Origin of the sequence: Streptomyces hygroscopicus subsp. hygroscopicus (assembly GCF_030269125.1) — a bacterium.
GTDB lineage: Bacteria > Actinomycetota > Actinomycetes > Streptomycetales > Streptomycetaceae > Streptomyces > Streptomyces hygroscopicus_C.
The window spans coordinates 99,792-112,015 of sequence record NZ_BSSM01000011.1; the positions used below are offsets into that span (position 1 = coordinate 99,792).

General features: G+C 72.8%; 9 protein-coding genes. 3 read left to right on the forward strand and 6 right to left on the reverse strand.

Translation table 11 applies throughout. The features are described from left to right. Nucleotides 1-193 precede the first annotated feature (193 nt). Nucleotides 194-1,804 (forward strand): citramalate synthase, encoded by a 1,611-nt coding sequence (cimA, locus tag QSK45_RS23800; protein WP_285560115.1) that lies wholly within the window; start codon nt 194-196, stop codon nt 1,802-1,804. A gap of 45 nt (nt 1,805-1,849) precedes the next feature. Here cimA and QSK45_RS23805 read toward each other — a convergent pair whose 3' ends face one another. The 3 genes from QSK45_RS23805 to QSK45_RS23815 all read right to left on the reverse strand — a co-directional run bounded on the left by QSK45_RS23805 (nt 1,850) and on the right by QSK45_RS23815 (nt 4,744). After that, complete coding sequence (locus QSK45_RS23805) at nt 1,850-2,452, reverse strand: GOLPH3/VPS74 family protein (protein WP_285560117.1); 603 nt, start codon at nt 2,450-2,452, stop codon at nt 1,850-1,852. Between the two features lie 23 nt (nt 2,453-2,475). Next, complete coding sequence (locus QSK45_RS23810; RefSeq protein WP_285560118.1) at nt 2,476-2,766, reverse strand: muconolactone Delta-isomerase family protein; 291 nt, start codon at nt 2,764-2,766, stop codon at nt 2,476-2,478. A 112-nt stretch (nt 2,767-2,878) separates the two neighbouring features. Then, the gene (locus QSK45_RS23815) at nt 2,879-4,744 is read right to left on the reverse strand and encodes a ricin-type beta-trefoil lectin domain protein (RefSeq protein WP_285560120.1); all 1,866 of its coding nucleotides are present in this window, start codon (nt 4,742-4,744) and stop codon (nt 2,879-2,881) included. A gap of 147 nt (nt 4,745-4,891) precedes the next feature. On the opposite strand from QSK45_RS23815, the gene QSK45_RS23820 reads away from it, so the two are divergent. Together QSK45_RS23820 and QSK45_RS23825 are read left to right on the forward strand one after the other, a co-directional pair. Next, nucleotides 4,892-7,912 (forward strand): glycoside hydrolase family 3 protein, encoded by a 3,021-nt coding sequence (locus QSK45_RS23820; protein ID WP_285560122.1) that lies wholly within the window; start codon nt 4,892-4,894, stop codon nt 7,910-7,912. A 51-nt stretch (nt 7,913-7,963) separates the two neighbouring features. Beyond that, entirely contained in the window at nt 7,964-9,319 is a 1,356-nt protein-coding gene (locus QSK45_RS23825; RefSeq protein ID WP_285560124.1) for a hypothetical protein, read from the forward strand. Nucleotides 9,320-9,632: 313 nt separating this feature from the next. On the opposite strand, the gene QSK45_RS23830 is transcribed toward QSK45_RS23825, so the two are convergent. The 3 genes from QSK45_RS23830 to QSK45_RS23840 form a co-directional block, all read right to left on the reverse strand. Beyond that, entirely contained in the window at nt 9,633-10,553 is a 921-nt protein-coding gene (locus QSK45_RS23830; RefSeq protein WP_285560487.1) for an RNA polymerase sigma-70 factor, read from the reverse strand. 20 nt (nt 10,554-10,573) lie between these two features. Beyond that, entirely contained in the window at nt 10,574-11,527 is a 954-nt protein-coding gene (locus QSK45_RS23835; RefSeq protein WP_285560126.1) for an NAD-dependent epimerase/dehydratase family protein, read from the reverse strand. 182 nt (nt 11,528-11,709) lie between these two features. Then, nucleotides 11,710-12,150 (reverse strand): MarR family winged helix-turn-helix transcriptional regulator, encoded by a 441-nt coding sequence (locus tag QSK45_RS23840; protein WP_285560128.1) that lies wholly within the window; start codon nt 12,148-12,150, stop codon nt 11,710-11,712. Between the last annotated feature and the right edge of the window lie 74 nt (nt 12,151-12,224).

The window sequence follows — 12,224 nt, forward strand, 5'->3', positions numbered from 1 at the left end:
TGACCATCTCGTACGAACAGGTGCGGGTGGCCACCGTCGTCCTCGACCCGCGCGCAGACCTCTCGCATCCGCGAGGGGTTTTTTCGTTTTACGGCCCACCTTCAGCCGTGAACCGAGCGCGGGGGAGTATTGGGGGGACGGTGGAGCCGGTCATTCCGGTAAGACCGAAGATCCACAACAGGAGCTTGAGACCATGACCGAGACGGCAACCAGCGAGCTCGACGACTCGTTCCACGTCTTCGACACCACGCTGCGTGACGGCGCGCAGCGCGAGGGCATCAACCTCACCGTCGCGGACAAGCTCGCCATCGCCCGGCACCTGGACGACTTCGGCGTCGGCTTCATCGAGGGCGGCTGGCCCGGCGCCAACCCGCGCGACACCGAGTTCTTCGCCCGTGCCAAGAACGAGATCGACTTCCGGCACGCCCAGCTGGTCGCCTTCGGCGCCACCCGCCGCGCGGGTGCCAAGGCAGCCGACGACCCCCAGGTCAGGGCGCTGCTCGCGTCCGGCGCGCCCGTGATCACGCTGGTCGCCAAGTCGCACGACCGCCATGTCGAGATGGCGCTGCGCACCACGCTGGACGAGAACCTGGAGATGGTCCGCGACACCGTGTCCTACCTGCGGGAGCAGGGCCGCCGGGTCTTCGTGGACTGCGAGCACTTCTTCGACGGCTACCGCGCGAACCCCGAGTACGCCAAGGCCGTCGTACGCGCCGCCGCGGAGGCCGGCGCCGACGTGGTCGTGCTGTGCGACACCAACGGCGGCATGCTGCCCGCCCAGGTGCACGCGATCGTCGCCACGGTGCTCGCCGACACCGGCGCCCGGCTCGGCATCCACGCCCAGGACGACACCGGCTGCGCGGTCGCCAACACGCTGGCCGCCGTCGACGGCGGCGCCACCCACGTGCAGTGCACGGCCAACGGGTACGGCGAGCGCGTCGGCAACGCCAACCTGTTCCCCGTGGTCGCCGCCATGGAGCTGAAGTACGGCCGGAAGGTGCTTCCCGAGGGCCGGCTGCGCGAGATGACCCGCATCTCGCACGCCATCGCCGAGGTCGTCAACCTCACGCCCTCCACTCACCAGCCGTACGTGGGTGTGTCCGCCTTCGCGCACAAGGCCGGGCTGCACGCCTCCGCGATCAAGGTCGACCCGGACCTGTACCAGCACATCGACCCCGCGCTGGTCGGCAACACCATGCGGATGCTGGTCTCCGACATGGCGGGCCGCGCCTCCGTCGAGCTCAAGGGCAAGGAACTCGGCGTCGACCTCGGCGGCGACCGCGAGCTGATCGGCCGGGTGGTGGCCCGCGTCAAGGAGCGCGAGCTGAAGGGCTATACCTACGAGGCCGCCGACGCCTCCTTCGAGCTGCTGCTGCGCGGCGAGGTCGAGGGCAGGGCGCTGAAGTACTTCGACGTGGAGTCCTGGCGGGCGATCGTCGAGGACCGCCCCGACGGCAGCCACGCCAACGAGGCCACCGTCAAGCTGTGGGCCAAGAGCGAGCGCATCGTCGCCACCGCCGAGGGCAACGGCCCGGTCAACGCCCTCGACCGCGCCCTGCGCGTCGCCCTGGAGAAGATCTACCCGCAGCTCGCGGGCCTGGAACTGGTCGACTACCGCGTCCGCATCCTGGAGGGACGCCACGGCACGTCCTCCACCACCCGGGTCCTCATCTCCACCTCCGACGGCTCCGGCGAGTGGTCCACGGTGGGTGTCGCGGACAACGTCATCGCCGCGTCGTGGCAGGCGCTGGAGGACGCGTACACGTACGGCCTGCTGCGGGCGGGCGTGGAACCGGCCGAGTAGGGCGGGTCAGACGGTACGGCGGTGCGGCGCCCGGTCCCACGACGCTCAGGGCGCCCGCCAGATGTTGTCGAAGGCGACGTTCTCGATCCGCCGCCGTTCCCGCACGGCCGTCAGCTCGGTGACCGCGTCGCCGACGGCGGCCAGCACGGTGAGGACCGCGTCGTCGGTGTTCTCGTTGCCGTCCGTACGGTCCTCGCCGATGCCCAGCGGCACGGCGAGGGCGGTCAGCACGGGCTCGTGGGACCACCAGCGGTCGGCCGCGTGCCGCCGAGCGGGCGTGTCGGCCCGGACCTCGTCCCCGCCGCGCCGGGGCAGCCAGCGCCGCCGCTCGCCGGTGAGCTGTCCCGCGGTGTCCAGCGCGTCGTGATAGGCCGCGGCGAGCCCGCGCCCCCGCCGCCACAACCAGTCCTCGACCGTCTCGTACGGCTCCTGCCGGACGAGTGCCGCGCCCGCCTCGTCCAGCATCCGGTCACCGGTGGTCAGCACCGGACCGGGCACGATGCGCTCGCCGTCCAGGGTGAGCGCCCGCGTCCCGAGCAGGTCGACCAGCTCGGCCCCCGCGAGGGCCAGCGACAGATCGCCCTGCTCCACGGGGCGCTCGCCGGGGACGTCCACGCTGACGAGGAACAGGTCCTGCGGTGTGGTCATGGGGGCTCCAGGTCGCCGGGGCGTCAGACGCGGCCCGGGTCGTTCGGATGGGACTCCAGCGGGGTGACGGTGAGGCTCATCCAGGGCCGCAGCGGAAGCGTACCGAGCACCTTCTCATCCAGCTCGGCCTCGTCGGCCGCACGCCACACCCCGATGCTGCGCGTCTCGCCGACCGGGCGCCACAGCCGGACGAGATGACCGGTGGCCGCCAGCTCCCGGGCACGTACCGCCTCGGCGGCCCGCCGCTCGGCGACCTGCTCCTGCGTGGTGCCCTCGGGCACGGAGGTGGTGATCTCGACCAGGAACTCGCGCATGATCCGCTCCCTCGGCGAGCGATGAACCGGCTGGGTGCGAGCCGGCTGGGGACGAACCGGCTGGGGGACGCCGGGCCCCTTCATCGTCCCCCGGCCGACCCTGGGCCGCTCGTCACCGCAGCTGCCACTTCTGGTTGGCGGCTCCCGTGCAGGACCAGATCTGGGCGCGGGCCCCGTTGGCCGAGGAGCCGTCCGTGACGTCCAGGCACTTGTTCGCGGCGAGGTTCACCACGTCATGGGTGGTGGCGTCGTACGACCACTGCTGGGCGCCGGTGCCGTTGCAGTCGTAGAGCTGCACCTTGGCGCCGTCGGCCGTCGAGCCGGAGGTGACGTCCAGGCATTTGCCGAGCGCCTCGACGGAGCCGTCGGGCCGGACGGTCCACTGCTGGGCGGCGGTGCCGTTGCAGTCGTAGAGCTGTACGGCGGTGCCGTTCGCGCTCGACGCGCCGGCCACGTCCAGGCACTTGCCGGCCAGGCCCACGAAGGCGCCGCTGGTGGCTCCGCCGCCGGACTGGGTGCCGGACCAGGTGAAGGTGGCGGAGGTCTTGCCGGGCAGCGAGTAAGTGGCGTGTTCCGAGCCCCAGTCGAGGGTGACGGTCCGGGCGGAGGCGGAGCCGTTGTAGGCGATCAGCGCCTTGCTGCCGTCCGGGTTGCGCCAGGCCACGTTGGGCACGGTCGTGGACGCGGTGGAGGCGATCCGCTGGGCGCCGGGCCGGACGAACCTGGTCAGCTGGCCCATGTCGTAGTACTCGACGGTGTAGTCCACGCTCCCGCTCCTCGCGTCCCCGTCGTGCACGGTGACCAGACCGGTGCAGGTGCCGCAACCGCCGTTGTGCGGGCCCATGTCCTGGTCCACGGCCAGCGACCACTTGGTCACCGACTTCGCCCAGTTGCGGGTGTAGTCGATGATGTTCGCCATGTCCTCGTGCTGCTGGTCGGCGATCCAGGTGCCGCCGGAGTGCTCGGTGCCGAAGGCGTCCAGGGACGGGTACTCGGCGTGGACCGTCGTCTGCTCGGAGACGTCGCCGCCGTAGCCGTGCCAGGCGATGCCGCCGAAGTTGGGGTGGTCGCGGATCGCGGGGTCGTCCACGGACTCGGCGGCGTAGGCGTCGTAGCTGTCCCAGTTCCAGTCGTGGGCCAGGACCTTGGTGCTCAGGCCGGCCGACCGGAGCTGCGGCAGCAGGTCGTTCCTGAGGAAGTAGGCGAGCCCGCTCGCGTTCCAGCTCATCGACGGGTAACCGGAGCAGCAGGTGGGTTCGTTCTGCGGGGTCACGTACGAGACGTCGACGCCCTGGTCACGGTACGCCCGGAGGTACTTGACGAAGTACGAGGCGTAGGCGCCGTAGTCCTCCGCCTTCAGCCAGCCGCCGTTGAGCGAGCCGCTGTCCTTCATCCAGGCCGGGGCGGTCCAGGGCGAGGCCATCACGGTCAGCGACGGATTCAGCTGGAGCGCCTGCCGGGTGAGCGGCACGACGTCCGCGAGGTCGTGGGAGATCGAGAACCGGCTCAGCTCCGGGTCGCTCTGCCCGGACGGCACGTCGTCGTACGTGTAGCCGTACCGCGCGAGGTCCGAGGCGCCCATCGGGTTGCGCAGGAACGACAGGCCGATGCCGTCGGTCGGTGAGAACAGCTTGCGCATCGTCGCGTCCCGGGTCGCCTGGGACAGCGCGCCGCTGCTGTTCAGCAGCCAGGCCGCGGTGTCGGTGAACGAGGCGCCGCCCCCGGTGAAGGTCTGGTAGCGGGTGTTCTCGTCCACGGTGATCTCGGTGCCGCCGCCTCCCGTACCGGACTGGAAGGCGAACGGCGCCTGTGCCTCCAGACCGCGCACGACATGGCGTCCGGCGGAGTCGTCGGTGGTGGTGAGCCAGGCCGTGACCTGCTCACCGGCGGCGTGCGCGGGGGGTACGGCCGCGGTGAAGCCGGCGGCGGAGAGCAGCCCGGCCAGCAGCAGCCGGAGTGCGCGGGGGGTTCTCCTCATGTGCGTCGCCCTTCCTCTCGGGTCGACCAAGCGGGCGTGTGCGGGGAGGGTGCAACTGACGTGCGGTCTTGACGAGTTGGTGTGCCGTCAGTTAACTCACGCCGTGAGCTAAGCCATGAGTGAACCATGAGAGCCGAGGGAAGGTCCATGCCAAGGCCAAGAACCGCCCTGCTCGTCCCCGGGGCCCTGCTCGCCGCCCTGCTGCCGTTGTCCGCCGCGGCGCACGCCGCCGACGATCCACCACCGGTACCCGTCGACCGCTTCGAGGGCGAGGTGCCGTTCGCGTCCCAGCCCGCCGACGGCATCTTCACGTGGGGCGGCGACACCGACGACCCGCCCACGCTGCGCCTCGCCGACCGCGCCGACGCCCCCGAGGGCGCCAAGGTGCTCAGCGGCACCTACGACATCAGCGGCTACGGCGGATTCACCCATGACTTCGCCGCCGACCAGCCCGCCCACGACTGGTCGGCCCACCAGGGCATCCGCTTCTGGTGGGAGGGGCACGACAACGGCGGGAAGGTCGCCTTCGAGATCAAGGACGGCGGTGCCAACGGCGAGGCGTCCGAGCTGTGGACGACCTCCTTCACCGACGACTTCACCGGCTGGAAGCAGATCGAGATCCCCTTCCGCGACTTCACCTACCGCACCGACTACCAGCCCGTCGGCGGCATCGACCACGTCCTCGGCCTCACCCGCATGTGGGGCTACTCCGTCACGCTCCCGGCCGGCCTCAAGGGCGAATTCGCCATGGACGACGTGGAGTTGTACGGCAAGGCCGACCAGACGCTGCGCGCCTCCGTCACCACCGACGCGCCCGTCTACCCGGTGACCGAGGGAGCCACCGCCAAGGTCCGGGTCACCCTGGCCACCACCGGCGAACAGCCCGTGGACGAACCGGTGACCGTCACCTACACCACCGCCGGCGGCACCGCCACCGCGGGCCAGGACTACACCCCGGTCTCCGGCACCCTCACCTTCCCGGCGGGCACGCCGTCCGGCAGCACGCGGACCGTCAGCGTGCCCACCCGCGAGGACAGGGCCGCCGAGTCCGCCGAGACCGTCCCGCTCCGGCTCACGGTCGACGGCGCCAAGGCACCGGACCAGACCCCGCAGATCGTCATCGACGCGCACGGACTGCCGTACCTGAACCCGAAGCTGCCGGTGCAGAAGCGGGTCGCCGACCTGCTGTCCCGGATGTCCCTCGCGGAGAAGGCCGGGCAGATGACCCAGGCCGAGCGCGCGGGCCTGACCACGCCGGGCGACATCGCCTCGTACGACCTCGGCTCGCTGCTGTCCGGCGGCGGCTCCACGCCCACGCCCAACACCCCCGAGGGCTGGGCGCGGATGATCGACGGCTTCCAGCTCCAGGCACAGGCGACGAGGTTCCAGATCCCGCTGATCTACGGCGTGGACGCGGTGCACGGCCACAACAACCTCTACGGTGCCACGGTCATGCCGCACAACATCGGCATCGGCGCGACCAGGAACCCCCGGCTCGCCGAGCGGACCGCCGCCGTGACCGCGGCCGAGGTGCGCGCGACCGGCGTCCCCTGGGACTTCGCGCCCTGCCTGTGCGTGAGCCGTGACGAACGCTGGGGCCGCGCCTACGAGTCCTTCGGCGAGGACCCCGCCCTCGTGGAGTCCATGGAGACGGTGATCCAGGGCCTCCAGGGAAGCGCGGACGGCAGGCAGCTGAGCCGCGACGACAAGGTCCTCGCCACCGCCAAGCACTTCGTCGGCGACGGCGGCACGGCCTACGGCTCCTCCACCACCGGCGGCTACACCATCGACCAGGGCGTCACCACCGTCACCCGGCAGCAGCTGGAGGACATCCACCTGGCGCCGTACAAGACCGCCGTGCGGCGCGGCATCGGCACGGTCATGCCGTCGTTCTCCTCGCTCGACATCACCGGCGACGGCAAGGGCGCGGTCAGGATGCACGCCCGCGGCGACATGATCAACGGCGAGCTGAAGGGACGGATGGGCTTCGACGGCTTCGTCATCAGCGACTGGAACGCCATCGACCAGCTCCCCGGCGACTACGCCGACCACGTCAGCACGGCCGTGAACGCGGGCGTCGACATGATGATGGTGCCGTACTCCTACAAGGACTTCAGCGGCACGCTCGTCGACGACGTGAAGGCGGGCCGGGTCAGCGAGGCGCGGATCGACGACGCCGTCTCCCGCATCCTCAAGGAGAAGTTCGAGCTGGGCCTGTTCGAGCACCCCTACGCCGACACCAGCGGCGCCGCGGCCATCGGCTCCCCGGCCCACCGCGCCGTCGCCCGCGAGGCGGCCGCCGAGTCGCAGGTGCTGCTGAAGAACAGCGGCGGGCTGCTGCCGCTGAAGAAGAGCGAGAAGGTGTACGTGGCCGGGTCCAACGCCGACGACATCGGCAACCAGACCGGCGGCTGGACCCTCACCTGGCAGGGCGCCTCGGGCGACACCGAGCCCGGCACCACCGTCCTCCAGGGCATGCGCGAGGCGGGCGGCGACGTCACGTACTCCAAGGACGCCTCCGCGCCGACCGGCGGGTACGACGTCGGCGTGGTCGTCGTCGGCGAGACCCCGTACGCCGAGGGCGTCGGCGACGTCGGCAACGGGCACTCCCTGTCCCTTTCGGCGGCCGACCAGGCGGCCGTGGACAAGGTGTGCGGCGCGATGAAGTGCGTGGTGCTGATCGTCTCCGGCCGGCCCCAGCTCATCGGCGACCGGCTCGGCGAGATCGACTCCCTGGTGGCCTCCTGGCTGCCCGGCACCGAGGGCGAGGGCGTCGCCGACGTCCTCTACGGCGCCCGGCCCTTCACCGGGCAGCTCCCGGTCACCTGGCCGAAGTCCGAGGCGCAGCTCCCGATCAACGTGGGCGACGCGTCCTACGACCCCCAGTTCCCCTACGGGTGGGGCCTGACCACCCGCACCGCCGTCCCGCACGGCGGCGCGGGCACCCTGAAGTCGCTGGCCGCGCGGGCGGCGGCGGCCGAGCGGCGCGGGGATCAGCGGACCGGGCGGGACCTGGTCACCCAGGCCCGGCTGCTCGTCCAGCAGAAGGCGGGTCAGCGGATGACGGCGGCCGTCGCGAAGCCGTTCGCCGACGCGGACCATCTGCTGCTGACCGGCCACTACGGTAAGGCGGTGGAGAAGCTGGCGCAGGCGTACCGGGCGGCCTGACCGGACCGTCCCGGATCACCCCTCGGGGGAGGCTTCGGGTAGCGTCGAGACATGAAGGCCGTCCCGCGGAGCCGAAGCCTCCCCGTCCTGCTGCCGGCCGTGCTCGTCCTGGTCCTGGCGACCCTGTTCGCCCCCGCGGCGAGCGCGGACACCGGCATCTCCACGATCGCCCGCGCCCTGCGCTCCGGCCCGGTCTACGTCGACCCGGCCGCGGCCGGCCAACTGTCGCGGGCGGACGCCGACGCGCTCGCGAAACGGATCAAGGACGCGGACAAACCGCTGTTCGTCGCCGTCCTCCCGGCGGGCTACCCCACCGCGAACCTCTTCCGCGACCTGCGCGCCGCCACCGGCATCACCGGCCTGTACGGCATCCGGCTCGGCGACCGCTTCGACGCCCGCGCCGACGCGTCCGTCATGTCGCCGACCGCCCGGCAGAACCTGGTCGGCAGCGTCCGCGGCGAGGACACCAAGGCGCAGCTCACCGACTTCACCGACCGCGCCCTGGCCAACATGGGCGGCCACGCCCCGCGCAGCTGGCACGGCGGAGGCGGCGGGGGCGGCGGGGGCGGGTCCGCCGCGGGTCTGATCGCGGTCGCCGCGGTGCTGCTGGCGGGCGGCGCGGGCGCGTACGCGCTCGTGCGGCGGGGCCGGCGACGGCGTGCGGAGGAGCAGCGGGCCGCGCTGGACCGGCTGCGGGTGGTGGTGGACGAGGACATCACCGCCTTCGGCGAGGAACTCGACCGGCTCGACTTCCACCCGGCGGAACCCGGCGCGGACGACGCGATGCGCGGCGACTACGAGCGCGCGCTGGACGCCTACGAGACGGCCAAGCGGCGGATGGCCGAGGCGGTCAGGCCGGAGGACGTCTGCCCGGTCACCGAGGCGCTGGAGGACGGCCGGTTCTCCCTCGCCCAGCTGGCGGCCCGGCGTGAGCGCCGCCCGCTGCCCGAGCGCCGTCCGCCGTGCTTCTTCGACCCCCGCCACGGCCCCTCGGTCACCGACGCCACCTGGACCCCGCCCGGCGGTGCCCCGCGCGAGGTGCCGGTCTGCGCCGCCGACGCCACCCGTCTCGCCGACGGCCGCGACCCCGTGGTCCGCGAGGTCGACACGGAGTACGGCCGCCGCCCCTACTGGGACGCCGGCCCCGCCTACGGCCCCTGGGCGGGCGGCTACTTCGGCGGCGGCATCCTCCCCGGCCTCCTCTTCGGCACCCTGCTGGGCAACATGATGTCCACCCCCTCCTACGCCGCCGACTACGGCGCCGGCTACGGCGACTTCGGCGGCACCGACTACCAGGGCGGCGACGTCTCCGGCACCGACTTCGACCCCGGCGACTTCGGCGGCGGCTTCGGTGACGGCGGCGACTTCGGCGGGGGAGACGGCTTCGGCGGCGGCTTCGGCGACTGACCCACCCGTGCGGACCCCCCGGCCGCGGAACCACCGTGCCCGCCGGCCACGCCGCGCCGGGCTCCCGCGCCGATGTCGCTGTCGGGTCCCACCCGTCCGGCCCGCTCGGTCCCGGCTCTTCGGTGGCCCTGACCACCTGGCGTGTGACGGCACCCGGGCCATCGAGGCCAGGAGGCCGGATGCTGCCGGGGGGACCGTCGGGGCCGGGAAGCGGGCAGTACCCGCGACCATCGGAGCCGGGTCCCCGGCACCGCCCCGCTTCCCGCCCGGCCCGCCCCCGCCTCGCACTCGCCGTCCGGCACATCCACCCCGTTCAGCCCGGCCGCCGCGTCAGCCCTGCCTCTCGCAGGACCGCCCACGCGTCCGCCACCGGTCCCACATGCGCCAGCTTGTCGGGGTTGATGACGGTGCGGATGGTCTGGATCCGGCCGCCGTGGACGTCCAGGGTCCACGTGTTGACGACCCGGCCCTCCCGGTCCCGGAAGACCGCGCCCGGCTGTCCGTTGAGACGGCGTGGCTCCACGATGCCGCCGATCCTGGTGAACGGCGGCCGGAGCGCCGCGAGCAGCCGGGCCACCCGGTCGGCGCCCGAGACGCCCGCGCCCCAGCGGGGAGCCTTGCCGCCGCTGTCGCCGAGGACCCGGGCGTCGGCGGCGAGCAACTCCCGCAGCCCGTCCACATCGCCCTCACGGAAGGCGTCGAAGAAGCGCCCGGCGAGTTCCTCGCGTTCCCGCAGGTCGGCCGTGAAGCGGGTACGGCCCGCGTCCATGTGGCGGCGTGCCCGCAGCGCGAGCTGGCGGCACGCCGCCGGCGAGCGGCCCACCGCCGACGCGACGTCCGCGAAGCCGAAGCCGAACACCTCCCGCAGCACGAACACCGCACGCTCCAGAGGGCTGAGCCGCTCCAGCAGCAGCAGGGCCGCCGTGGACACCGAGTCGGCCAGCTCGGCCGAGCGCTCCGGGTCCTCGTAGGGGTCGTCGAGCAGCGGCTCGGGGAACCACGGACCGACGTACGCCTCCCGCCGTACCCGCGCCGAACGCAGCACGTCGATCGAGACCCGGGTGACGACGGCGGACAGGAACGCCTTGGTGGACGCGGGGTCCGTCGCCGACCGCTGGTAGCGCAGCCACGTCTCCTGTACCGCGTCCTCCGCCTCGCTCACACTGCCGAGGACGCGGTAGGCGATCGAGAACAGCAGTGGCCGCAGCGCCTCGAACTCCTCCGCCCGCCGCACCCCGGACCCGGTCGCGGTGGTCACGCCGGCTCCTCCCCGGCCAGCTCCTCGCAAAACCCCTGCCGCCAGGACGGATAGCGCAGCTCCCAGCCCAGCTCCCGCTTGGCCTTCTCGTTCGAGAAGCCGCGGCCCTCGGTCATCATCACCACCGCCTGCTCCCCGGCCAGCAGCCGCGCCAGCCACTTCGGCACCCGCATCGGCGGCTTGGCCCCCGCGCACGCGGCCAGATGCGGCAGCCATTCGGCGGCCGGGGCCGGCTCGTCGTCCACGATGTTGAACACGCCCTTCGCCCGCTGCTCCACCGCCAGCACGGTGGCGCTCGCCGCGTCGTCCAGATGCACCCACGAGCTGTACCCGGTGGCGCGCCCCACCAGTGGGTACTGCCGCTTGCGCAGGAGCACCACCTGGTCGTCGATCGCCCCTGGGCCGTAGAAGGCGCCGTACCGCAGGGCCGCGCCGCCGTACCCGAGCACCGCCTCCTCGCCCCGGCGCAGCGCCAGCATCCCCACGTGCGCGGGCGTCCCCTCCAGCAGGTCCAGCGGGTCGTCCTCGGTCTTCACCCAGCCGCCCGTACGGACGCCGTTCCAGCTCGCGTAGCTCTGCGTGACGATGTGCGGGACACCAGTCGCGTCGGCGGCGGCCACCAGGTGCTCCGTACCCTCCGTGCGCAGCCGGTTGGTGAGCGCGAACCACCGGTCCGGGTGCTTGAGGTCGGGTTTGCCCGCGTGGGCCATGGATATCGCCGTCATCTGGTGCACGATCGCGTCCGGCCGCGCCCCGCCCACCGCCTCCCCGACCGAGGCCGCGTCCAGACCGTCCATCACCACCCCGTCCGCGCCGAGCCGTTGGAGCAGGCCCAGCTTGGCCGCGCTCGTCGTCGTCGCCGTGACCTGATGCCCCCGGGCCACCAGCCGCGGCACCAGCCGCCGCCCCAGCACCCCGCTCCCGCCCGCCACGAACACCCGCATGACCATCACCCTCCCCGTATCGCGGACACCGTCCGACGCTGTCGTCGCGACCTTGGGACGAGACGGGGCGGCCGGGTGTGACACGGGGACGGGTACGGCTTTTGGGCGCGGCCGGGCGGACCGGGCGGCCTTTCCCGCCGAGCGGTGTCAGGAGGCCGTCCCTCGCGCACCGGTACGCACGCCGGCGCTCAGCCCTCCGTGCCGGGTATCTCCATCGCGCCGACCCGTTCCAGCAGCGCCGCCGCCAGCGTCAGCACCGCCCGCTCCGTCTCGCCGAGCGTGCTCAGGGCCGCGGCGAGCCAGAGGTCCCGCTCGGCCATGTCCCGCTCCAGCGCCCGCCGCCCCGGTTCGGTGAGCGTCAGCAGGGACTGCCGGCGGTCGCCCGCGTCCGGCTCCCGGACGATCAGACCCTCCGCGTCGAGTTCCGCGAACACCCGCGTCAGCGACTGCGGCCGCTGCCGCTCCTCGGCCGCGATCCGCCCCGGCGTGGCCGAGCCGTGCGCGTGCAGGTACCCCAGTACCGCGAGCTGATTGGGGCTGAGGCCCCCCTCCCCGCGCTCCTGCCGCAGCCGCCGGTTGATCCGGACGACGGCACGACGGAGAGCGGCGGCATCGGCGAGATGATCCATGCGCGGCATCGTACGCAGATGCTTATCAAATGACCGACTCGCAGGCTCTGTTCTCGGACAGTGAGGGAAAGACT